This is a genomic window from Haloactinopolyspora sp., assembly GCF_027324685.1.
Lineage (GTDB): Bacteria > Actinomycetota > Actinomycetes > Jiangellales > Jiangellaceae > Haloactinopolyspora.
Genome location: NZ_DAHVSH010000008.1, coordinates 1 through 23,746 on the forward strand (window position 1 = coordinate 1; position 23,746 = coordinate 23,746).

Annotated in this window: 20 protein-coding genes; 13 read left to right on the forward strand and 7 right to left on the reverse strand. The window is 69.5% G+C overall.

The genetic code is table 11. The annotated features are described in order from the left end of the window. Positions 1-181: 181 nt before the first annotated feature. The 7 genes from M6444_RS01035 (at position 182) to M6444_RS01065 (ending at position 12,153) form a co-directional block, all read left to right on the forward strand. Positions 182-3,844 carry a LamG-like jellyroll fold domain-containing protein gene (locus M6444_RS01035; RefSeq protein WP_298322022.1) on the forward strand — a complete coding sequence of 1,221 codons (3,663 nt, stop codon included), beginning with the start codon at positions 182-184 and terminating at the stop codon, positions 3,842-3,844. Positions 3,845-3,968: 124 nt separating this feature from the next. Then, on the forward strand, positions 3,969-4,988 hold the full coding sequence (locus tag M6444_RS01040) for a LacI family DNA-binding transcriptional regulator (protein WP_298322025.1): 1,020 nt from the start codon (positions 3,969-3,971) through the stop codon (positions 4,986-4,988). Between the two features lie 28 nt (positions 4,989-5,016). After that, positions 5,017-6,261: an extracellular solute-binding protein gene (locus M6444_RS01045; protein ID WP_298322264.1), complete on the forward strand. Its 1,245-nt coding sequence runs from the start codon at positions 5,017-5,019 to the stop codon at positions 6,259-6,261. A 46-nt stretch (positions 6,262-6,307) separates the two neighbouring features. After that, positions 6,308-7,324, forward strand: a complete 1,017-nt coding sequence (locus tag M6444_RS01050) for a sugar ABC transporter permease (RefSeq protein WP_298322027.1) — start codon at positions 6,308-6,310, stop codon at positions 7,322-7,324. Then, positions 7,321-8,139: a carbohydrate ABC transporter permease gene (locus tag M6444_RS01055; protein WP_298322028.1), complete on the forward strand. Its 819-nt coding sequence runs from the start codon at positions 7,321-7,323 to the stop codon at positions 8,137-8,139. Before M6444_RS01050 ends, M6444_RS01055 begins: the two co-directional genes overlap by 4 nt. Positions 8,140-8,182: 43 nt before the next feature. Then, positions 8,183-10,186, forward strand: a complete 2,004-nt coding sequence (locus M6444_RS01060; RefSeq protein ID WP_298322030.1) for a glycoside hydrolase family 31 protein — start codon at positions 8,183-8,185, stop codon at positions 10,184-10,186. A 14-nt stretch (positions 10,187-10,200) separates the two neighbouring features. Continuing rightward, positions 10,201-12,153 (forward strand): beta-L-arabinofuranosidase domain-containing protein, encoded by a 1,953-nt coding sequence (locus M6444_RS01065; protein WP_298322032.1) that lies wholly within the window; start codon positions 10,201-10,203, stop codon positions 12,151-12,153. A 100-nt stretch (positions 12,154-12,253) separates the two neighbouring features. Here the strand turns inward: M6444_RS01065 and M6444_RS01070 are convergent, their stop codons facing one another. Beyond that, positions 12,254-13,402, reverse strand: a complete 1,149-nt coding sequence (locus M6444_RS01070; RefSeq protein WP_298322034.1) for a helix-turn-helix domain-containing protein — start codon at positions 13,400-13,402, stop codon at positions 12,254-12,256. A 72-nt stretch (positions 13,403-13,474) separates the two neighbouring features. On the opposite strand from M6444_RS01070, the gene M6444_RS01075 reads away from it, so the two are divergent. Together M6444_RS01075 and M6444_RS01080 are read left to right on the forward strand one after the other, a co-directional pair. Then, on the forward strand, positions 13,475-14,416 hold the full coding sequence (locus M6444_RS01075; RefSeq protein WP_298322036.1) for an MBL fold metallo-hydrolase: 942 nt from the start codon (positions 13,475-13,477) through the stop codon (positions 14,414-14,416). Between the two features lie 96 nt (positions 14,417-14,512). Then, complete coding sequence (locus M6444_RS01080; RefSeq protein ID WP_298322038.1) at positions 14,513-16,105, forward strand: peptide chain release factor 3; 1,593 nt, start codon at positions 14,513-14,515, stop codon at positions 16,103-16,105. A gap of 9 nt (positions 16,106-16,114) precedes the next feature. On the opposite strand, the gene M6444_RS01085 is transcribed toward M6444_RS01080, so the two are convergent. After that, positions 16,115-17,506 (reverse strand): glucose-6-phosphate dehydrogenase, encoded by a 1,392-nt coding sequence (locus M6444_RS01085; RefSeq protein WP_298322040.1) that lies wholly within the window; start codon positions 17,504-17,506, stop codon positions 16,115-16,117. Positions 17,507-17,522: 16 nt separating this feature from the next. Between M6444_RS01085 and M6444_RS01090 the strand changes: the two genes are divergently transcribed. Together M6444_RS01090 and M6444_RS01095 are read left to right on the forward strand one after the other, a co-directional pair. Continuing rightward, entirely contained in the window at positions 17,523-18,200 is a 678-nt protein-coding gene (locus tag M6444_RS01090; RefSeq protein ID WP_298322042.1) for a uracil-DNA glycosylase, read from the forward strand. A gap of 267 nt (positions 18,201-18,467) precedes the next feature. Continuing rightward, a complete protein-coding gene (locus M6444_RS01095; RefSeq protein WP_298322044.1) occupies positions 18,468-18,671 on the forward strand; it encodes a cold-shock protein in 204 nt (67 codons plus the stop codon). 65 nt (positions 18,672-18,736) lie between these two features. Here M6444_RS01095 and M6444_RS01100 read toward each other — a convergent pair whose 3' ends face one another. Next, entirely contained in the window at positions 18,737-19,543 is an 807-nt protein-coding gene (locus M6444_RS01100; protein WP_298322046.1) for a hypothetical protein, read from the reverse strand. Between the two features lie 218 nt (positions 19,544-19,761). Here M6444_RS01100 and M6444_RS01105 point away from each other — a divergent pair, with 218 nt between their 5' ends. After that, positions 19,762-20,601 (forward strand): SigB/SigF/SigG family RNA polymerase sigma factor, encoded by an 840-nt coding sequence (locus M6444_RS01105; RefSeq protein ID WP_298322047.1) that lies wholly within the window; start codon positions 19,762-19,764, stop codon positions 20,599-20,601. A gap of 56 nt (positions 20,602-20,657) precedes the next feature. Here M6444_RS01105 and M6444_RS01110 read toward each other — a convergent pair whose 3' ends face one another. From M6444_RS01110 to M6444_RS01125, 4 genes are all read right to left on the reverse strand, one after another. Next, positions 20,658-21,053: an STAS domain-containing protein gene (locus M6444_RS01110; protein ID WP_363326194.1), complete on the reverse strand. Its 396-nt coding sequence runs from the start codon at positions 21,051-21,053 to the stop codon at positions 20,658-20,660. A gap of 226 nt (positions 21,054-21,279) precedes the next feature. After that, positions 21,280-21,600: a divalent-cation tolerance protein CutA gene (cutA, locus tag M6444_RS01115; RefSeq protein ID WP_298322049.1), complete on the reverse strand. Its 321-nt coding sequence runs from the start codon at positions 21,598-21,600 to the stop codon at positions 21,280-21,282. Between the two features lie 170 nt (positions 21,601-21,770). Next, positions 21,771-22,574, reverse strand: a complete 804-nt coding sequence (locus M6444_RS01120) for a hypothetical protein (RefSeq protein ID WP_298322051.1) — start codon at positions 22,572-22,574, stop codon at positions 21,771-21,773. Further along, entirely contained in the window at positions 22,571-23,167 is a 597-nt protein-coding gene (locus M6444_RS01125; protein WP_298322053.1) for a sigma-70 family RNA polymerase sigma factor, read from the reverse strand. The genes M6444_RS01120 and M6444_RS01125 overlap by 4 nt, the downstream gene beginning before the upstream one ends. A 115-nt stretch (positions 23,168-23,282) precedes the next feature. Between M6444_RS01125 and M6444_RS01130 the strand changes: the two genes are divergently transcribed. Then, positions 23,283-23,684: a YjbQ family protein gene (locus tag M6444_RS01130; RefSeq protein WP_363326197.1), complete on the forward strand. Its 402-nt coding sequence runs from the start codon at positions 23,283-23,285 to the stop codon at positions 23,682-23,684. Positions 23,685-23,746 lie beyond the last annotated feature (62 nt).

The following is a 23,746-nucleotide window of genomic DNA, read 5'->3' on the forward strand; positions in this document are numbered from 1 at the left end:
CCACAATCGACCGAGGACATTTCCCGCCCGAAACACCCATCCACGCGAAGGGATGTTTCCGCACACTGTCGAACCGGTTCGACACCCGTCGACGCGGTCCGACGAAAGGAGTACGCACGAGCTCGGACAGGGACGGACGAGCACCGACGACCACCTGAGCGACGACCCAGGAGCAGCAACGATGGTGCGACCAAGTGCAGCACGGACCCGCGTCGTGGCAGTGTCCGCGGCGTTGGCCACAGTGAGCACCGGCCTGGTGGCCGGCAGCTTCGCCGTACCGGCGGGCGCCGCCGACCCGCCTGCGCCGATCCTGCAGTACGACTTCGACTCCGACGATCCGCAGAGCGGTACTATCACCGACACGTCCGGCAACGGCCTCGACGGCACGCTCGCCGGTACCGGCGCCGCGCACGTCGACGACGGCGATGGCGGCGACGCCCTGAGCCTTCCGGGAGGCGCCGCCGACTCCGGCGGCGCGTACGTCGAACTGCCAGCCGAAGCGCTCGACGGCACGGACGACCTGACGGTCTCCCTACGCGTCCGCTGGAGCGGGAACACGGCTCCGTGGCAGTGGATGTACGCGCTCGGCACCGACACCAGCCGCTATCTGTTCACCACGCCGCACCACGGCGACGGCCGGCTCCGCACCGCGGTGACCACGTCCGGCGCGGGCGGCGAAGCGACGATCACCGGCTCGGCCGCGCTGCCGGCCGAGGCGTGGAAGACCGTCACCGTCACCCTGGACACCACTGCGGAACGCATCACCACGTATCTCGACGGTGTCGCCGTCGCCTCTGCGCCGACCACCGTGAGCGCCGGTGAGCTCGTGGACGACTCGGCTGATGTCGCCGGCTACATCGGCAAGAGCTTCTACCCCGATCCGCTGTTCGACGGAGCGGTCGACGATTTCCGCGTCTACGGCTCCGCGTTGTCGGCCGAGCAGGTGGCCGCGCTTGTCGGCGGCGGCACCGCCACACCGACCGGACTGGCGCAGGACACGTTCGACCTGAGCACGACGGTGGGAACCGCTCCGGACCTGCCCTCGACGGTCCGCGCCACCTTCTCCGACGGCTACGACCGCGACGTGGACGTCGACTGGGCGGACGTGTCACCGGGCGACTACGCCGAAGCCGGCGAGTTCACGGTGGACGGGACCGCGGCCGGGATACCGGTCACCGCGACCGTCAGGGTGGTCCGCAATGAGCTGGTCGTGGACCTGGCCAAGAACACCGAGGCCTTTTACGGCGGCGCCTCCGGCAGCCTCTACGGCCTGTACGGGCCGGGCCTGCCCACGAACAACGTCATCGAAGGCATGAACGTCCGCACGGTCGCCACGAAGGGACAGGACGGAGCGCAGCATCCGGGGTCGGATGCCCTGGAGGTCGTCAAGCCGCTGGCCGACGCGAGCGACGGCGACGTCTACGTCCGGCCGACCGACTTCTATCGCGGCTTCCCGTACCAGTGGCCCGGCGACACCCCGGACGAGAAGCTGGACGGCTACGTCGACGTCGTCGAGCGTCAGCTCGACCAGATCGCGCAGCTCGCCCCGGAGTACCGCGACAACCTCGTCATCGAGCCGTTCAACGAGCCCGAGGGCAACATGTTCGGCACCGGCCAGTGGAGCTACGACGGGGTCAGCTGGCTCGACGACCCGACGGACTACTTCGCCGCCTGGGACCGGATCTACCGGATGATCAAAGACCGGCTGCCCGGTGTCCGGATCGCCGGCCCGAACACCAGCGCGCTGTACTCGCAGGTCAAAGGGTTCATGGAGCACGCCGTCGAGGCCGGGACCGTTCCGGACATCATCACCTGGCACGAACTGAGCCACCCCGAGAACGTCCGCGACAGCGTGGCCAGGTACCGCGAATGGGAGGCGGAGGTGTTCGCCGGCACCGCGCACGAAGGCACCGAGCTGCCGATCAACGTGGACGAGTACGCGTTCAATTACCACACCTCGGTTCCCGGGCAGATGATCCAGTGGTTCTCGGCGATCGAGGAGTCCAAGATCGACGCGATGCTGGCCTTCTGGAACATCAACGGCAACCTGTCGGACTCGGCCGTGCAGGCCAACCGGGCCAACGGCCAGTGGTGGCTGTTCAACGCCTACGGCCGGATGACCGGGCACACCGTGGAGGTCACGCCGCCGTTCCCGGGTGAGAACTACACCCTTCAGGGCCTCGCAACGCTCGACGAGAACAAGGCCCAGGCCAGGGCGCTGTTCGGCGGCGACGACGGAGACGGCAGCGTCCGGTTCGACAACATCCCCGCCGACCTGTTCGGCGACCGGGTGCACGCGTGGATCCGAGAGATCCCGTGGACCGGGCAGATCGGTGACTCCGCCCAGCCGGAGCTCGTCGACGAGCGCGTGGTCGAGGTGGAGGACGCCTCGGTGGAGTTCGACTTCGGTGGCGACCTGCCGGAGCTGACCGAGTCGTCGGCCTACGAGGTCGTGCTGGCGCCGGCCGGCGCGGGCACGCCGGGCGGTGTCGCGCCGGCGCTGTGGGAGCAGTCCCACGAGGCCGAGGACGCCGAGTACACCGGGTCCGGCTACAGCCTGAACGGGCCGGAAGGCTCACCCGACGACGTGTCGAAGTTCTACACTTCGGGCGGGTTCCACGTGGGCGGGCTTCGCACCGGCTCGGACGGTGTGCTCGACTTCACCGTCGACGTGCCGGAGGACGGCACCTACGACCTCAGCGTCTTCGCCAACTCGCTGAACACGCACGACCTTGTCCAGGAGCAGGGCCCGACCAACGTGTTCCTGCGGGTCGACGGCGGCGCGGAACAGGAATTGCACCTGCCGTTGGGTTACAAGTGGGTGGTCTGGGACCACGCCGACACGACGGTCGAACTCACCGAGGGCAGGCACACCATCTCGCTGGCGGCGCAGAGCCTCGACGGTTCCGGCGCCACGAAGGGCGATGCTCTCATCGACCGGATCGTGTTGTCGCTGCCGAACCCGGACGCCGAGGTGTCGACCTACGAGGCGGAACTGGCCGAGCTCGACGGGGCGGCAGCCGTCTACGACGACCCGCGGCTGAGCCGTCGCGGCGTATCCGGCGCCGGTGCCGCCGCGCTCACCGAGGGCGATGTCGCGACGTTCTGGGTCTACTCCGCGGAGGACGCCGAGTCGACCATCAGTGTGCACACGCTCGGCCGCGGCACGGCCGAGCTTGCGGTGAACGGCCAGGACGTCATGTCGGTCGGGCCGGCCCCGGCCGCGGCCGCGGTTTCACTGTCCGGCGGCATCAACAAGGTCACCGTCACCGGGGTGTCCCGGACGTTGCTCATTGACCGGATCGACGTCGAACCGACCTCGGGCACCCTGCGCACGTCGGTCTACGAGGCCGAGGACGCCGATACGGCCGGAACGGCCGAGGCTACGCCGTTGTCACTGGCCAGCGAGGGCTCCGCGGTCACCGGGATCGGCGGGGAACCCGGAAACTCGAACACATTGACGTTCGAGGTGACGGCTGAGCGCAGCGGTATGCACGCGATGCGGCTGCGCTACTCCAACCCGGAGCAGTCCGAGGCGTCGCACTACAACCCCAACCCGATGGGGCGTCGCGCGGACATCTCGGTCAACGGAGCGGAGGCCGAGAGCGTGCTCCTCCCGGGCACGTTCCACGAGAACAACTTCTGGCAGACGACGGTTCCGGTGGAGTTGACCGAAGGCACGAACACCATCGTGTTCTCGTCCGAGGAAAAGCCGAACTTCGACGGTGTCACGTACAGCGAGGACCTGTGGCCGGGGATCCACCTGCGCTCGCAGTACGCCCCGGTGATCGACAACATCTCGATCACGGAGTTCTCCAGCCGGACGCGGCCGAGTCGGCCGTGATGCCTGGCGGTTGACCTCAAACGGGCAACCGGGCGGCCACTGACTTCCAGGAGCCGGCCCGGTTGCCCTCCGGGTCGACTGATAGAGCCGTCGAACCGGTTCGGCAGAGAGTGAGGAGTCACGCGTGGTCACGATCGGCGATGTCGCGCGAGCGGCCGGGGTATCCCGGAGCACCGCGTCGTACGCCCTGTCCGGCAAGCGCACGATCTCGGCGGAGGTACGACAGCGGGTGAACGACGCCGTCGTCGAGCTCGGATACACCGCGAACGCGGGAGCCCGGGCACTGGCGACGTCGAAGACGATGGTCATCGGGTTGCTGGCACAGTTCCACGAGGACGAGTTCGCCCCGGCCATGTTGCAGTACATGCTCGGCGTCTCTGACGCGGCACGCGAGCTCGGCTACGACATCCTGCTGGTCACCGAGGCCGACGGCGCCCGCGCGCTCGGCCGGATCACCGACTCCCGGATGGTCGACGGCGTCGTGTTGCTCAACGTCGCCGAGGACGACCCGCGACTGTCCACGTTGCGTGCCGCTCCGCAACCGGGCGCGCTCGTCGGCCTGCCCGGCAACTGCTCCGGCCTCGACGTGTTCGACCTGGATTTCGAGGAAGCGGGCCGGACGATGGTCGACCACATGTACCGGCTCGGGCATCGTGAGCTGATCCTGGTCTCGCAGCCCGAGCACGTCGTCGAACGGGGTGGCGCCTACGTGTGGCGGCTGCAGAACGCGGCGCTGGAGCAGGCGAGCCTGCGCGGCGTCAGGCTGCACGCGGTGTTCGGCGACTCCAAGCAGCCCGCCGTCGGACGACTGCTCAACGACCTGCTGGACACGCACCCGGAAGCCACCGGGTTGCTGCTCAACAACGAGGCCGCAGCGGCCGCGCTGCCGTCCGTACTGCACGCCCGCGGGCTGAGCGCACCCGCGGATTTGTCCGTCATCGGCCGCTACTCCGACGAGTTCGCGCGCACGTTCTCGCTGCCGTTCTCGTCGATCGAGAGCGCACCCGACCGGCTCGGGCGGATGGCGATACGCCAACTCGTCCGCCGGATCGAGTCGCCGGAGGCCAGGAAACAGCCGCACGTCGTGCGGTTGGTCTCGCCCGAGCTCGTCGACCGCCGGAGTACCGCGGCTCCACCCACCTGAACCATCCCATTCAAGGAGGAATACCGTGATGCGTCCCTCGAACCGTGCCGCGAGCGCGGCCGGAACCGCCGTCCTGTGCCTGGCCGGGCTCGCCGCATGCTCGTCATCCGACGACAGCACGCAGGCCGGCAGCGACACCTACACCTGGTGGGACCCGTATCCGCAACACGACGATTCGTCGGACTGGGCACAACGGGTCTCCGCGTGCGGCGACGAGGCCGGCGTGACGATCGAGCGCACCGCCTACGACACCACCGCGCTCACCAACCAGGCGTTGCTGGCTGCCCAGGAGGGCACGTCGCCGGACATCATCCTGCTGGACAACCCCGCCGTGTCCACGCTCGCCGATGCCGGCATGCTCACCACGATGGAGGAGTTCGGCCTGGACACCTCCCGGTTCGACGAGAATCTGCTGAACGCGGGCGTCGTCGCCGGCGACGCGTACGGCATCCCGATCGGCGCCAACACGCTCTCGCTCTATTACAACCAGCAGATCCTCGACGCCGCCGGCGTCGACCCGGCGTCGATCACCGACTGGCAGTCGCTGACCGCGGCGCTCGAGCAGGTGGTCGCGAACGGCGACGAGGGCATCACGTTCGCCGGCATCGGCACCGAGGAGGGCTCGTTCCAGTTCCTGCCGTGGTTCTGGGGCGCAGGCGCCGACCTGCGTGAGCTCGACTCCCCGGAGGCCGTCGCGGCGCTCGAGCTGTGGAAGGGGTGGCTCGACGCCGGCTACGCGCCGAACACGGTGATCAACAACTCCCAGAACACGACCTGGGAGGAGTTCCTCACCGGGCGGTTCGCGTTCGCGGAGAACGGCACCTGGCAGGTGAACGCCGCCGTCGAGGCCGAGTTCCCGACCGGCGTCATCCAGATCCCCGGCCAGGACGGCGGGGTCGCGCAGACGCCCACCGGCGGCGAGTTCATCACCGCGCCGGTCCAGGAGGATGACGCCCGTTACGACGTCACCAGCCAGATCGTCGAGTGCATGACGACGCCGGAGGGCCTCGTCGAGACCGCGAACACGTTCGCCTACTACATCCCGTCGACGCAGGCCGCGCAGGAGGAGCTGCTGACGCAGAACGCCGCGCTCGAGCCCTGGGTCGAAGCGGTTCGTAACGCCAAGGGCCGCACGAGTGACGACCTCGGCATCGACTACCCGAAGATCTCCGAGGCGCTGTGGACGGCCGTGCAGAAGGCCCTGAGCGGCTCGATGAGCCCGCAGGAGGCCCTGGCCGAAGCGCAGACCAACGCCGAGGCCGAGACCGAGTGATCCTGCGGCGCGGGTATCACGCACGAGCCGGACGAGGAACCGTGAGATGAGATCCACCAGCCCCAAGACCAGCGGAGACGGCGCGTCCGACGGCCGGGTGGCGACGACGCCGCCCGGCCAGCCGGACCGCCCGGCGAACGCCCCGCCGGACGCACCGGCCGCCCCCGCACGCAGGTCCCGGCTACGCGAGCCACGGTGGGCGGCGTTCGCGTTCATCGCTCCGCTGCTCGCCTACCTGACGATCTTCTACGCCTATCCGCTGTACCGGAACATCGAGCTCAGCCTGCATGACTACACGCCACGCGCGTTCGTCATGGGCAACCCGGAGTTCCTCGGCCTGGCCAACTACGTGGACGTCGTCACGTCGGACGCGTTCGGCCTGGCGCTGCGGAACACGGCGCTGTTCACGTTCGTCTCGATCGCTGCGCAGTACACCATCGGCCTCGCCCTGGCGGTGTTCTTCCACAACAACTTCCGGCTGTCCGGGCTGCTGCGCGGGATGTTCCTGATCCCGTGGCTGCTGCCGTTGATCGTCTCGGCCTCCACGTGGTCGTGGATGCTGAACAGCGAGAACGGGATCGTGAACTCGGTGCTGGAGTCGTTCGGGATCGGCCAGATCAACTGGCTGACCTCCCCGGACTGGGCGCTGACCTCCGTCATCATCGCCAACATCTGGCTCGGTATCCCGTTCAACCTGGTGATCCTCTACGCGGGGCTGCAGAACATCAGCAAGGACCTGTACGAGGCGGCCGCGCTGGACGGCGCGACCGTCTGGCAGCAGTTCTGGCGGATCACGTTCCCGCTGCTGCGGCCCGTGTCGGCCGTGACGCTGCTCCTCGGGTTGATCTACACGCTCAAGGTCGTCGACGTCATTTGGATCATGACCACCGGCGGCCCGGGCAACTCGTCGACCACGCTGGCGATCTGGTCGTACCGCGAGGCCTTCGGCACCGGCCAGCCGGAGTTTTCGCCCGCCGCCACGGTCGGCAACCTGCTCATCGTCATCGCGCTGGTCTTCGGGTCCGTTCATCTGTACCTCCAGCGACGGCAGGAGCGGACATGACGGCACGACGTACCTGGTGGAAGACGGCGCTGGGCATCCTGTTCACCGCGCTGATGCTCTTCCCCGTCTATTGGATGTTCAACGTGTCGCTGACCAAGACGAGCGACATGCGCGCGGATCCCCCGCACTGGTTCCCATGGGATCCGACGGCAGAAGGATTCACCGACGTGTTTGCGCAGCAGCTGCCGGCGCTGTCCACGAGCCTCGGCATCGGCCTCGGCTGCGTGGCGCTGACGCTGGCGATCGCCGCGCCGGCCGGGTTCGCCATCGCCAAACTCCGGCCCTGGGGAGCAGGGCCGCTGAATTTCACGCTGCTGGTGGCGCAGATGATCCCGAGCGTGGTGATGGCAATGGGCTTCTACGCCATCTACGTACGGCTGGGCTGGCTGAACACCGTCTGGGGTCTGATCATCGCGGACTCGACCATCGCGGTGCCGTTCGGTGTGCTGCTGTTCACCGCCTTCATGTCCGGGATCCCGCAGGAGCTGATGCACGCGGCCAAGATCGACGGCGCCGGGGCGTGGCGCACGTTCCGGTCGGTGGTCCTGCCGGTCAGCAGGAACGCGATGCTGACCGTCTCGCTGTTCGCGTTCCTGTGGGCGTGGTCGGACTTCATCTTCGCCTCGACGCTCAACCGCAACGGCGACAAGATCCCGATCACGTTGAGCATCTACAGCTACATCGGCAACAACACGACCCAGTGGAACTCGATCATGGCCACCGCCGTGGTCGCGTCCATCCCCGCCGCGGTGCTGCTCGTCGTCGCGCAGCGCTACGTCGCCGGCGGCGTCACCGCCGGCGCCGTCAAGGACTGACCCGGCACCGCCGCCACTCCCTTCTGCACGAGGAGCACCACCCATGGTCACGTTCCACCCCACGGCGACCGCCCTCGAGGTCCGGCACCGGCACGAAGTGCTGACGATCGAGGCCTGGGGGACGGACAGCGTCCGCGTCCGCGCGGCGCAGTACCGGATCCCGCCGGACAGTCACGGAGCGCTGGACGCCGCGCCCGCGGCCGGCCCGCCGGCCGTCGACGTCGGCGACGGTTCGGCGCGCTTCGTGCACGGCGAGCTCACCGTCGACGTGGCGTTCGACCGCGACGCCGCCTACCCGGAGCCGCTGCTGACGTTCTCGCGGACGAGCACCGGCGCCGAGCTCCTCGCCGAGAGCCGGGAGCACTTCTGGCTGCCCGGGGCGCGGTACTTCCAGGGCAACCGGTCCGGCGCGTACGAGATCCACCAGCGGTTCGCCGCGTATCCGGACGAGCGGCTCTACGGCCTGGGCCAGCGCACGCACGGCCGGCTCGACCTCAAGGGGCTGACCCTCGACCTGGTTCAGCGCAACGCCGAGGTGTCCGTCCCGTTCGTGCTCTCCAGCCGCGGCTACGGGCTGCTGTGGAACGTCCCCGCCGTCGGACGGGTCGAGTTCGCCGAGAACGGCACCCGCTGGCAAGCAGGCCAGGCGCGGGAGATCGACTACTGGATCACCGCGGCGCCGACGCCGGCCGGGATACTCGCCCGCTACGCCGACGCCACCGGCCACGCCCCGGACCTGCCCGCATGGGCGAGCGGGTTCTGGCAGAGCAAGCTGCGCTACCTCGACCAGGAGGAGCTGCTCGGCGTCGCGCGGGAGTACCGGCGCCGCGGGCTCCCGCTGTCGGTCATCGTCACCGACTACTTCCACTGGTCCGCGATGGGCGACTACCGCTTCGACCCCGCGGAGTGGCCGGATCCGCGGGCGATGGTGGCGGAGCTGGCGGAGATGGGCGTCGAGCTCATGGTCTCGGTGTGGCCCACCGTCTCGCCGCTGTCGGAGAACTTCGCCGACTTCCGTGACCGCGGCATGCTGGTCGGCTCCGACCAGGGCGTCGAGTACCACCAGACCATCCAGGACAAGGGCATGGCCACCCCGATGCCGGTCGCGTTCTACGACCCCAGCAACCCCGCCACGCGCGAGTACGTCTGGGAGCTGATCCGCCGCAACTATCTCGATCACGGCATCCGGGTCTTCTGGCTGGACGCGTCCGAACCCGAGCTGAACCCCGCCCATCCGGGCAACCTGACCATGTACGCGGGTCCCGGGGCGGAGGTCGCGAACATCTACCCGCGGGACAACGCCCGGCTGTTCGCCGAGGGGATGGCCGCATCCGGGCGGGAACCGACCGTGTTGCTGTCCCGCTCCGCCTGGGCCGGCTCCCAGAAGTACGGCGCCGCGGTGTGGTCGGGCGACATCCCGGCCACCTGGGACTCACTGCGCCGGCAGCTGCGCGCCGGGCTGAACCTCGCGATCTCCGGCATCCCCTGGTGGACCACCGACATCGGCGGATTCCACGGCGGCGACGCCCGCGACCCCGCCTACCGGGAACTGATGATCCGCTGGTTCCAGTACGGCGTGTTCTGCCCCCTGTTCCGGCTGCACGGAGACCGCGAGCCCCGGACGCCGACGTCGTACGCGCAGACCGGCGGCCCGAACGAGATCTGGTCGTACGGCGACGAGGCCTACGAGATCATCTCCGGCCTGTTGCACCTGCGTGAGCGGCTGCGTCCGTACATCCACGAGCAGATGACGGCCGCGTCGCGGACCGGGCTGCCGCCGATGCGTCCGTTGTTCGTGGACCATCCCGCGGATCCGCGCGCATGGGACGTCGACGACGAGTTCCTGTTCGGTCCGGACATCCTGGTCGCGCCGGTGACACATCCCGGACAACTCTCCCGCAGGGTCTACCTGCCCGCCGGAACGCGCTGGATCGACGCCGCGACCGGCGAGGCCGTCGACGGCGGCTGCACGCGTGACGTCGACAGCCCGCTCGACCGCATCCCCGTCTTCACCCGCGAGGGTGCCGACATCCCCCTGACCGCATGACCGCAAGGAGCACCGTGACTGCGCACCGCACGTCGACCGGCACCGACCCCACCGGCGGGCGACCGGTCGTCCCCTCGCTCGGACGGCAACGCCCGCTCGGGCTGAACGAGGTCCAGCTGACCAGCGGGTTCTGGGCGACGCTCCAGGCCACCAACGCCGCAGCGACGTTCGAGCACTGCGAGCACTGGATGGAACGGCTCGGGTGGCTGGCGAACTTCGACCGGGTGGCGGCCGGAACCACCGGACCGGACCGCCCCGGCTGGTCGTTCTCCGACTCCGAGGTGTACAAGCTCATCGAGGCGTTGAGCTGGGAGTTCGGCCGGTCCGGGAACCCCGCTGCCGACGAGGCCGTACGCCGGCTGACCGCGCGCATTGCGCCCGCCCAGGACCCGGACGGCTACCTCAACACCTGCTACGGCCACGCACACCAGCAGCCGCGGTACAGCGACCTGGAGATGGGACACGAGCTGTACTGCACCGGGCATCTGCTGCAAGCCGCGGTCGCGCGGCTGCGCACCACCGGCGAGGACGAGCTGGTGCGGGTGGCGCGGCGGGCCGCCGATCACGTCTGCGAGACGTTCGGCGACGACGGGCTGCGCGCCGTCTGCGGGCATCCGGAGATCGAGATCGGGCTCGCCGAGCTGGGCCGTGCGCTATGCGAGGAAAGGTATCTGGAACAAGCGCGGCTGTTCGTGGACCGTCGCGGGCACGGAACGCTACGCGATATCCCGCTGGGCCGCGCCTACTTCCAGGACGACGTGCCGGTCCGGAAGGCGGACACGTGGCGCGGGCACGCCGTGCGCGCGTTGTATCTCGCCGCCGCAGCGGTCGACGTCGCCGTCGAGTACGACGACGCGTCGCTGCTCGACGCGGTGCGACGGCAGTGGGCGCACGCCGTGGCGCGGCAGACGTACCTGACCGGGGGGATGGGCTCGCGGCACCAGGACGAGGCGTTCGGCGCGGACTGGGAGCTCCCGCCGGACCGAGCCTACTGTGAGACCTGTGCGGGCGTCGCCTCGGTGATGGTGTCGTGGCGGCTCTACCTCGCCACCGGCGACATCCGCTACGCGGACCTGATCGAGCGCACGTTCCTGAACGTCATTGCGACCTCGCCGCGCTCCGACGGCCGAGCGTTCTTCTACGCGAACCCGCTGCACCAGCGCGTCGCCGGCAACTGGCCCGGCGAGGACAGGGTGAGCCTGCGCGCGGAGAGCGGGGCGCGCGCGGCTTGGTTCGACGTGTCGTGCTGCCCGACCAACGTCGCGCGGACACTGGCGACGTGGCACAGCTACGCGGCCACCGCAGGCGAAGGCGAGCTGACACTGCTCCAGTACGCGGGGATGCGGATCTCGGCGGATCTGGGCTGCGGCCGCACGCTGGGGCTCGAGGTCGCGACGTCGTATCCGGACGACGGCCTGGTGGTCGTCAGGGTGCGGCAGGCGCCCGCAGAGGCGGTGGCGTTGCGGCTGCGGGTGCCGTCATGGGCGCACGGCGCGATGCTGGAGGAGGGGGAACGGCGCCACGACGTCGCGCCGGGCACGGCGGTGGTCGACCGTGAGTTGGTCCCCGGCGAGGAGATCCGGCTGCATCTCCCGGTGACTCCGCGGTTCACCCGGCCGGACCGGCGCGTCGACGCCGTCCGCGGCTGTGTCGCGGTGGAGCGCGGCCCGCTGGTGTACTGCGCGGAATCCGTAGACCTGCCGCCCGGGACGCGGCTGGACGACGTGACCGTCGACACCTCTCATGCGCCGATGGACGGCGACGGCGGTGTGCTGGTCCGGGGCCTCGTCGGTCCCGAGACCGACGCTGAACCGTCCTGGCCGTACGCGGCGGCTGCAGACGGCGCCCCGGGTTGCGCCGAAGCCGCTGAGATCGTGCTCGTGCCGTACCACCGGTGGGCCGAACGCGGACCGTCGGAGATGCGGGTCTGGCTGCCCGCGACGGCCCGCGATCGAACCACCCGGTGACACAGCTCAGACGTCCCGGCGCTTGAACACGAGCGCGGCGGCCAGCGCCATCAGGACGTAGCTGGTGAAGACGGTCACCGCTGCCGGACGGACCAGGTCCTCACTGGTCCGGAGCCGACCCGGTGACGATCGTCGCGGCTGGTTCGGTTCGCTCGTACATCACCGTTCGCCCGGACCGGTGCCGGCTCAACAATCCAGCGTCGTGGAGCAGCCGGAGGTGGTAGGAGACCGTCGCGGGGCTCAGCCCGTGCCGGGCGGCCAGGTCGGCGGTGGAACGCGGTACGCCGAGGTCGGCGAGCAAGGCCGCCCGGCTGGCCCCGAGCGGACCGGCCGCCCCCACCAGCGGGGACGGGAGCGACCACACCTGCCCGCGGCCGTGTGCGGGGTAACCGATCATGGCTTGCCCGCGGCGACCCAGCCAGACCGCCGGGGTCGGCAGGAAGACCGACGGGGTGAGCACCACGCCCGACGCGCAACCGACACGCGCGGTGCGCGCGTGCTCGAGCTCGATGCACCCACCGTCGCAGGACAGCGCCGGATGCACCGTACCGACGATGTCGGCCAGCCCGGTCCGGCTCGCGAGCGTGGCGTGCCGCCGTACGTCGGCATCGAGCACCCGGCGTACGCCGTCCCACGAATCAGCGAGCAGCACCTTCCAGCACCGGAGCAGCTGGTCGGCCACGCACGCGGTCAGTGCTTCCACGCCGCCGTCGTCGAGCACCTCGGCGACTTCGCGCGGCAGCGGTGGACGATCGTCGCCGCCGGACCCGCCGGACCCGCCGGACCCGCTGGGCCAGCCGGGCCAGTCCACCCCGGCAGCCCCCGCAGACCCCTCGAGCCCCTCGAACCCCGCGAGCTCCCTGGCATCCGCCCACACCGGCGCCACGTCCAGCCGGAACGCCGTCGCGAGCTGGGCGAGCACCACCGCGGCCGGAGTCGCGACCAGCGCGGCGAGCTCCTCGTCGAGCGTCGGCTCGTATCGGTCCGGTACCGGCACCAGGAAGTCGGGGACGTACCAGTGATCGTGCTCGACCAAGGCGAGCACGACCGAGATGGCCGAGCGGTCGACCTGGCGGCGCGTTCGCCGGACCCATCGCTCGGCGTAGGGCGCACGACTCGGATGCGTCAGCACTTCCAACCCGTCGCTGAGCTCCACCAGCCGTGACAGGGCGAATCTCGAGCGGGCGAGACCGTGCGTGGCCAGGTCGAACGTGAGCACGTCGTGCCCCCGAGGTGAATTCGACGTCATTCGAATCCTTGGCGCGCACATCGCGCGCCGAGGTCGACTCACCGTAGCCGATGCCGAACGGACGGAGTACCTGTGAACCACGCGCACCTGATCGACCGACGTACGCTGCTTCTCGCCGCTGGCACCGCCGGCGCGAGCGCACTCACCCACGCCGCGGCCGGCGCTGCCCCGCCACCGCCGCGTGGCGTGGTGGCCACGCGCCATGTGGGCGCGGTGGAGGTCATGTGCTTGCTCGACGCCGCAGGACCATTCGGCCTGGGCACCCCGGACGAGGCATTCCCGGACGCGACCGACGCCGACTGGGCGGCAGCCCGCGCGGTCGACCCCGAGGCGTTCACCGCTGACGGCCAGTGGCATCTCAACTTCCAATGCTTCGTGATCACCGGCCCCGGCAGCCGTGTCACGCTGGTCGACACCGGCGTCGGACCCGCCGGCAGCCCCGCGTCGGGATGGGCGCCGGTACCCGGCCGGCTCCCTCAGGCCCTCGCCGACATCGGCATCGAGGTGAGTGACGTCGACCTCGTGGTGCAGACCCACCTGCACTCCGACCATGTCGGGTGGGCGGTCCACCCCAACGGCGACCCGGTCTTTCCGCGCGCACGCTACGTGGTGCAGCACACCGAGGTGGCCGCGTTGGAAGCCGCCGGCAGCGCGTTGGTGCCGTATGTCGTGGAACCGCTGCGAGCCACCGGACAACTGCACGAGGTGCACGGGCGCACCCAGCTGGCCGGCGGGCACGGCCGAACACGCCATCGCGTCACAGCGGTACCCACGCCGGGGCACACCCCCGGGCACCAGTCGCTCGTCGTCAGCGACGGCGCCACGGACATCGTCGTGACCGGCGACGTCCTCGTGCACGCCGTGCAGTTGGTGAACCCGGACGTCAGCTACGCGTTCGAAGACGACGACGCACGCGCACGCGGCACTCGCCGCAAGTTACTGCACCGCGCGCGGCGCCGCGGCGCCCTGCTCGCCACCGCGCACCTCAACCGGCCGTTCGTCAACGTCGTCTGAGCCGTTCGCCGACGTAGCCTGATCGGCGGTCGGATCGGCGGCCTGATCGGTGGCCTCATCGGTGGTCTGATCGACGAATGTAGGATCAGAAATCACATGGTCACAGCACCCGCATCCGCCCCGGCGGACATCGCCGCCGAGGCCCGCCGCCGTCGCACGTTCGCCGTCATCAGCCACCCGGACGCCGGTAAGTCCACCCTGACCGAGGCGCTGGCGCTGCATGCCCGAGTCATCGGTGAGGCGGGCGCCGTGCACGGCAAGTCCGGCCGTAAATCGGTGATCTCGGACTGGATGGAGATGGAGCAGGCTCGCGGCATCTCCATCACCTCGGCCGCGCTGCAGTTCGAATACCACGGACACGTGATCAACCTGCTCGACACCCCCGGCCACGCCGACTTCTCCGAGGACACCTACCGCGTGCTCGCCGCGGTCGACTGCGCCGTCATGCTCCTCGACGCCGCGAAAGGCCTCGAGCCGCAGACGCTGAAACTGTTCGACGTGTGCCGCCACCGCGGCGTGCCCGTCATCACCTTCGTGAACAAGTGGGACCGCCCCGGCCTGCACGCACTCGACCTCGTCGACCAACTGGCCGAACGCATCGACCTGCACGCGACGCCGGTCAACTGGCCCGTGGGTGAGGCGGGGACGTTCCACGGCCTGCTCGACCGCGGCACCGAGACGATGATCACGTTCGAGCGCGCCCCCGGCGGTAGCCGGATCGCCGATGAGTCCGTGCTCTCCGCGGGAGAGGCGAAGGCGGCGTACCCGAACGAGTGGAGCGCTGCTCTGGACGAGCTCGCCCTGCTCGACCCCGTCGACGACGAGTCGTTCCGCGCCGGGTACTCCACCCCGATGCTCTTCGGAGCGGCCGTGTCGAACATCGGCGTGCGTGCCTTGCTGAACACCCTGCTCGAGCTGGCCCCGGCGCCGTCAGCTCGCGAGGACGTCGACGGCTCGCCCCGCCCCGTCGACGCCCCGTTCTCCGGACTGGTCTTCAAGGTCCAGGCCGGGATGGATCCGGCTCACCGCGACCGGCTCGCGTTCGTGCGAGTGTGCTCCGGGCGATTCGAACGCGGGACCGTCGTCACCCATGCCGCCACCGGAAAGCCGTTCGCCACCAAGTACGCGCGCGCCATGCTGGGCCGCGAGCGCGGAACCGTCGACATCGCCTTCCCCGGCGACATCGTCGGGCTCGTCAACGCCTCGGCGCTCACCGTGGGCGACACGTTGCACGACCACGACGCCCCCGTCACGTTCCCGGGCATGCCGAGTTTCGCACCCGAACACTTCGCCACCGCGCGCACCACCGACACCGGCAAAGCCAAGCAGTTCCGGCGCGGCATCGAGCAGTTGGCCGAAGAGGGCGTGGTGCAGATCCTGCACTCCGACCGCCGGGGCGATGGCGCGCCGATGCTGGCCGCGGTCGGCCCGTTGCAATTCGAGGTGGCCACCGCCCGGTTGAAGCAGGAGTTCGGCGTGCCTGTCGCGCTGGACTCGCTGCCCTATTCGCTGGCCAGGCGGACCGCGGCCGAGCACGTGGCGCTACTGAACGGTGAAGCCGGGGTCGAGGTCGCCGAGCGCCGCGACGGCGCCCTGCTCGCGTTGTTCCCGGACAAGTGGCGACTGTCCTCCGTGCAGCGCCGGCACCCGGACGTCGTGCTCGAACCGCTGGTGGCCGGGACGAGCTGACGCGCCGGTTCAGCGCGCCCCCGGTCCGTCCGATCCGGCCGGGTACTCCTCCAGCGGGACCTCTCCTGCCGTCCATGCCGCGAGCACCGGCTCGACGATGCGCCAGCACTCTTCGGCCTCGTCGCCGCGGACCGACAGCGTGGTATCGCCCGCGACGACCTCGCGCAGCAGCCGGCTGTAGGAAGGCAGACGCTGCTCGCCCACGTCGGCCACGAACGCCTGCGACTGCAACTCCGCCGGGTCGCCGGCGCCGTTCAGATTGACGTCGAAGCGGATGGAGTCCGGCCCCATGGTGAACCGCAACTGCTCGACAGCGCCTCGGTTGTCGAACGGCTGGTGATTCGGCGGCCGGAACCGGACGACGATCTCACGGCGATCCGCGCCGAGTGCCTTGCCGGTGCGCAACCGGAACGGCACGCCGGCCCATCGCACGTTGTGGATGCTGAACGTCACCTCGGCGTAGGTCTCGGTGGCCCGATCGGCGTCGACGTCGGGTTCGTCGACATAAGCCGGTACGGCCGAGCCGTCCGGAGACCGTCCGGCACTGTAGCGGGCCCGGCGCGACGCTTCGCGCATCCGTGCCGGCTCGGGTGGCCGTACCGCCCGCAACACGTCGGCCTTGCGGTCACGCAACTCGCGCTCGTTCAGTTCGGTGGGCGGCTCCATGGCGACCACGGCGAGCATCTGCAGCAAGTGGTTCTGGATCATGTCACGCAGCGCGCCCGCGTGGTCGTAGTATCCCGCGCGGCCCTCGAGCGCGATGGTCTCGTCGAAGACGATGTCCACCGATTCGATGTGCTCGGCGGTCCAGGCGGATTCGAACAGCCGGTTGCCGAACCGCAAGCCGAGCACGTCGAGGACGATCTGCTCGCCGAGGACGTGGTCGATGCGGAAGACGTGATCCTCGCTGAACTCCTGCCGGATCAATGCGTTGAGCTGCTGTGCATCAGCCTGGTCGACGCCGAACGGCTTCTCCACGACCAGCCGGCTGCCCGGCGGCAGGCCGACCTCGCCCAGCGACGCGATGGTGTCATGGAACACCGCGTTGGGCAGCGCGAGGTAGACCGCGATCGCTCCGTCCAACCCGGCCACCGCGGCGCGGAGGTCGCCGGCCTCGGTGGCGCTGCCAGGCCGGTAATCCAGCCGCGAGCACAGCTCGGCCCGAGTGCGCTCGGGCAGGTGTGGGGCGTGCTGGCGCAGTTCGTCGACGACGTGATCGCGGTAGTCGGCCGTGTCGATCTCGGCGCGGTCGACGGCCACGATCCGCAGCCGGGCCGGGAACAAGCCGGCGTCGATGAGTTCCGCTGCTGCCGGTAGCAGGTATCGCGTCGCGAGGTCACCGTGGCCCCCGAGGATCAGCAGCGTGTTGACGGCCGGACTCCGTGTCGGTGGATCACCCATCGATACAGTGTGCGCCATGACCGCCCGACCACTGCACGAACTCGTGGAACCCGGATGGGCCCGGGCTTTGGAGCCCGTCGCGGGAAAGATCGCGGAGATGGGCGAGTTTCTGCGCGCCGAGCTCGCCGCCGGACGCAGCTACCTGCCCGCCGGCCCCAACGTCCTGCGGGCCTTCACCCAGCCGTTCGACGACGTACGCGTGCTGATCGTCGGGCAGGATCCCTATCCGACGCCCGGCCATGCCGTCGGCTTGAGCTTCTCCGTCGCGCCGCACGTACGCCCGCTACCCCCGAGCTTGGTCAACATCTTCCAGGAGTACGTGTCCGACCTCGGTCATCCGATGCCGAGCACGGGCGATCTGTCGCCGTGGGCGGACAACGGCGTGCTTCTGCTCAACCGCGCCCTCACGGTCGCGCCGCGTTCGCCGGCGTCACACCGGGGAAAGGGATGGGAGCAGGTGACCGAACAGGCCATCCGAGCCCTCGTCAACCGTCCCACGCCGTTCGTCGCCATTCTTTGGGGACGCGATGCGAGAAACCTTCGGCCACTTCTTCATAACATTCCGTGCATCGAATCCGCCCACCCGAGCCCGATGTCAGCTCGCAACGGATTCTTCGGCTCCCGGCCGTTCAGCCGCGCAAACGCCTTGCTGCAGGACACAGGGCTGCCGCCGGTCGATTGGAAGTTGCCCTGAGACCCGGGCTCTCCCCTGTTCACACAGCGAGATTCGCACTTGTGCATCAAGGCTCGAACCATCGTATGCTTCCCGGCGCGGGCCCAAGGTGGTACTGTTTCGGCGGTTGCAGTAACAGTTCCTCGCACGTCCTTGAACGCCCGTGGGATGTTATCGCGGGCGTTTTTCGCTTCTCTGTGCCCAGCACTGTGGTAGCGGGAGACGGCGGCAGCAACCCGGAGTCGCACGGTGCGGCTTCCGACACCGTCCCGTAGGAGGACACAGCACATGGCACAGGGAACCGTCAAGTGGTTCAACGCCGAGAAGGGCTTCGGCTTCATTGCGCAAGACAACGGCGAGCCCGATGTCTTCGTGCACTACTCGGCGATCCAGACCGAGGGCTACCGCACGCTGGACGAGAATCAGCGGGTGGAGTTCGAGATCACCCAGGGCCCCAAGGGGCCGCAGGCGGACTTGGTGCGTCCGGTCTGACCAACCCGTCACACCGCTGCCCCTTCACCATCCAGGTGAGGGGGCAGTGGTGCGTCTGGCCCGGCTCACCCGTCGGATCCGAGCAACCAGCCCATCAGCAGCTCGCCGCGCGCGTCATCGTCCATGACCGGACAGGCCAAGCAGTACTGGGCCGTGTCGCGATAGACGAAGCAACATCCGCCGCGCACCATCCAGGTCACGGCCCCGCCCGGACCGGTCACCCGCAAGCGCCGGGGGCGCGCGGACATGCTGGGCACCCGCTGGGCCAGCGCGTCGATCAGAGCGGTGGAACGCGACCACGCATGCCTCGTCGCGGCGGGCAGCGCACGCGGCGAGCCGGCGGAGCGCGCAGCCCAGGCCAGTCCGATCGCCATGATCGAGTCAGGCACCGTGCTCCACAGAACCCGACCGCCCAGCCCACTGCTGCGGTGAAGGTGGTCGACGACCGGAGTGAGCACCTCTAGAGCCGACTCCGCCACCCGGTCCTCGAATTCGCCCGGCTCAGCGGGCACGATGTCGAGAGCCTCGTAGGCCACCCGGTCACAGAACCCACCGGCCCGGAAGCCGAACCACGCTCCAGCCGGTTGCGGCGGCGGCACCACCCCAGGCCCCAGCGAACCCGCGACGGTCGGGCCGACGACGGCGTAAGCCACGCCCTGGAGGAAGGCCATCGCGGCAGCGTTGCGACTGCCGCCCACCGCGCGGAGAGCGTCGAACGCCGTCGCCACCACAGTCGGCTCACCCAGCCGCGCGGCCGGGACCCACGTCGTCGAGCCGGGGTTCGCGATCGCGGTGGCCGGCTCGGGCACCGGCACGCCAGGCACGAGCCGGCAGGCCGCGCGCAGGCTCGCCATACCGCGGGTCACCGCCATGATCTCTGCCACCTCCGCAGCTCACCGGTCTACCCGCAACTGGGCTGCTCCGAGCCGTAGCGGGCCGGTCAATGCCATCGGTTGCACCAGCGATGCTGGTACGAACCAACCGAAAAACTTCGCCGACTCGTACTTGATAACAGACCGATAACGTGATTCTGTGTGACTACGTGGTCAAGCAAACGCCACTCCGCTTCGATCTGGAGAGGTGCTTGGCCATGACCATGAAGGCACTGCCCCCCGTCGATGCACGTACGACAAACCCGCACGCCGACCGCAACGAGCTGACCAATCGCCTCCTCAAGGCCGCGGCCAGCGCGTCAGAACCCGAGCGACGCCGACTCATCGACGAGGCCGTACTGCTCAACCTCGGCCTGGCCGAGTCCATCGGCAAACGCTACAGCGGTCGCGGCATCGAACGCGACGACCTCGTCCAGGTGGCCTACCTGGGTCTGGTCAACGCCGCGCGGCGGTTCGACCCCGACATGGGTAAGGACTTCGCCTCGTTCGCCGTCCCCACGATCACCGGTGAGGTCAAACGGCATTTCCGGGACCACGGCTGGGCGGTACGACCACCGCGGCGAGTTCAGGAGCTGCACTCTGCCCTCGCCGCCGCCTCGTCAGAGGTGGCCCAGCGGCTCGGCACGTCGCCGACCGCGGCAGATCTCGCCGAACACCTCGAGGTGGACCTCGATGAAGTGCTCGAGGCCAGCGCCTCGCACGAGTGCTTCACCGTGGCCTCCATCGACTACCGCGGCACCGACGGCGAGGACACCCCGCTGGCCGATGCGCTCGGCGACGACGAGACCGGCTTCGACCGGGCCGAGGCCGTGGTCGCGTTGGGTCCGGCCTGCCGAGGCCTGCGCGAGCGGGACAGGCGAATCGTGTACCTACGGTTCTTCCGCGGCTGGACCCAGCAGGAGATCGCTCGGGAACTCGGCGTCACCCAGATGCAGGTGTCACGTCTGCTCGCGCGCATCCTGACGCAATTGCGTCGCGACCTCGGGGTGGACGAGCAAACGACCACCGGAAAGGCTGCGGCGACACCTGCGCCGTGATGCACCAACCACGGTGGCCTCGCCGGACGGCGGGGCCACCACCGCCGCGGTGACCGTCAGCCCGCGGCGTTGACGGTGTCACAGTCGCGCCGGGCCGCTTGGCGCGCGGCCATGGATGCTTCGAGGGCATCGCCGATCTCGTCGTAGAACGAGGGCGAGATCGGCGACCCGGCCGCGGCCGCGCTGACTTGCGAGCGCACGCCGTCTTCGCGCGTGACGAAGCAGACTCCGCCCCCGCGCTCCTGCGTGCGCCGATGCAGCGCCGCCAACACGTCCGCCGCCGCGGGATGAACCGCGCTGGCGTTGCCGAGGTCGAGGACGACATGGCGGACGTCGTCGGCAGCCGCGGACGCCTTGATCTCGTCCGCGCTTCCTTGATCGACGTCGCCAGGTACCGTCACGATCGTGCATCCCCCGAAGTCTCGGTAGGTCACAGTGACGTCGTTGCTCACTGCCGCCTCACCACCATCCGGGCTGAGAGCACAGAGACCACCGGGTGCGCTCCTTCATCGGTGCCAAGATCCGACGCCTACGATTACCGAGAGTGACAGAACGTGTCAAGAGCGTCTCGGAAGATCACGCGCCGTCACTCTCGCACGTTGGACGGCACATTTCAAGATCGTTTAGTTTGGCGGCGTCGTCCGGTTTGGCGCGCGGGCCTGCCGTCAGAGGAGAACGTCAGCGCGTCTCGTCGCGCACCCACGTCAGGTACTCAGGACTACCAGCGGTGACCGGGACGACGACGACCTCAGGAACGTCATAGCCATGGTGCTCGATGATGTAGGAGCGCAACGCCTCGCTCCGGTCGGCCGCCGTCTTGAACTCCAGGCGCCACTCCGCCTCGGTCTGTACGTCGCCTTCCCAGCGGAACACGCTGGTGATGGGGCCGACGATTTGCGCGCACGCCGCGAGCCGCTCGCGGACCGCACCAGCGGCGAGCTGCTGAGCCGCCTGCTCACTGTCGGTGGTCGACATCACGATGACGTGTTCGGCATCCATGCAGTCGCAGAATAGCGCCTCGCCGACCCGCGAAGGCGGCCCCACGGCATGCGCGCCCCGAACGCGCCAGGACGAGCAAGGAGGTTGCGGCCCCGGCCTCCGCAGCGAGCCGGGGCCGCAACCCGTGACCCGGTTGCGACGCTTTCGCGTCGGCCGGGCGCTCATGGGCCCTACCGTCGTCGAACGGCAGAGCGGCTTTCTGACTTCCCGCCCGTCTGGTCAGCGCTCGACGACTGACCGGACGAGTTCCCCTGTCCGGGGTGCTCTGACGGCTTCTGCCCGGGCGAACCCTTGCCGTTCGAGTTCCCCTGTCCGGGGTGCTCCGACGGCTTCTGCCCAGGCGAACCCTTGCCGTCGGAGTCCCCCCGCCCCGGATGATCCGACGGCCGGCTCGCAGGGAGCTCGTCTTCGCTGGTGCCCGACGCGGAGCGGCCGGACTCGCCGCTCTGCTCGGCCCGGCCGATGCCCGAGTAGGGTTCGGGGTCTGCGGCCGGCTCCAGCACGCCGGGCGACTCCGTGTCGACATCGTCGGCGATCTCGTCGGACTCATCCCGCTCATCGGCTGTGAACGGCAGCACCGTCTTGATGATGGAGTCGACAGTGCGCTGGGCTCCGTCAGGCCATGCACCGGCCATGGTCACCCCGGTGCAGGCGGTGAGCACGACGGCCATCCCGGTCGCGAAACGCGCCCGAGCACCCATTCCGGCCATCCGGCGGCGGCGCGTCTGCCGGCCCACCGAATCCGGCGGCGCTACCGGCTCGATGCCGCTGAAATCGCCGGTGGCCATGCGCTGGGCGAGTTCGCGGCTCGGCGCGACGCGAACGGTCCCCGCGGCCTTGACCTCCTGCACGAACTCGGCGACCGGCCGGAATTCGGGCACGACGACGTCGCCACGCAGCACAGCCTCAGCCGTGGCGTCGTCGATCTGGCGTTGAGTACGCATCTCGTTCATGTCATCGCTGGGCGCGCTCACAGGGGTACGCCTTCAAGCAGAATTTTCTTCCGCAGCGCCGTCAGGCCTCGCCGCTGCAGCGCTTTGACCGCACCGACGGACTTGCCGAGGACTTCGGCCACCTGGTCGACGGTCAGGTCGGCCACCACCCGAAGCAGCAACACCTCGCGCTGGTCCGCGGAGAGCTGAGCGCACAGTTCGTCGACCCGGCCGCGGCCGAGCGCCGCCAACGCGTCCTCTTCAGCGTCGCCATGTCTGCGGTCGAGCAGATCGATACGGTCGGTCACCGTGACCGGCCGGCGGGCCCGCCGACGCCGCTCGTCGACCAGCCGCCGGTGCGCGATGGTGAAAACCCAGGAACGAAACTGCCGCTCATCACCCTCAAAGGCGGCAAGACCGGCGAAGACGCCGAGAAACACGTCGCTGGCGAGATCGTCGGGCTCGTCCGAGCCCTGCAGCCTGGCGTAGCCCGTCACGACCGGGGCCAGGTCGGTGTACAGGCGTTCCAGCGCCCACGACGCACCACAGCGCGCCGCGTCGATGATCGGGCCGAACTCCTCGCCGACGGACAGAGTGTCCTCCTCGCCGCACCGCCGGACGGACGGTGCGATCACGAGGTTACGGGCAAGTAGCCGATTCTTCGAGATCCCGTCCGAAATGAACACCGCCGGCGGTTCCGCGTCGCCAGGTCTGCTCGACCCGCGGTCCGGCTCGGTCGACAATGGCGGGGTGGACACCGAGACGTTCGACCTGACGACCGGGACCGAGCTGGTCACCGACGTGACGGGCCTGGTGCGGGAGTATTGCCGTGGCCGTGGCGACGGCCTGTGTCACGTGTTCGTCCCGCACGCGACGGCGGGCCTCGCGCTCATCGAGACCGGCTCCGGCACTGAGCCCGATCTCGGCCAGGCCATCGACCGGTTGCTGCCACGCGAGGACATCTACCGACACCGCCACGGCAGTACCGGTCACGGCCGGGACCACGTGCTACCGGCGTTCATCTCTCCGTCTCTGACCCTTCCGGTCGTCGACGGCATGCCCGCCTTGGGGACCTGGCAATCCGTGGTCGTCGTCGACAGCAACGTCGACAATCACCACCGGCAGCTCCGGCTGTCGTTTGTCGCCGGCTGAGCTCGCAGCCGTCGTCGCACGACCGGCCGCGCCGAGGCGTGTCCTGAGCCGATTCGTGGGTA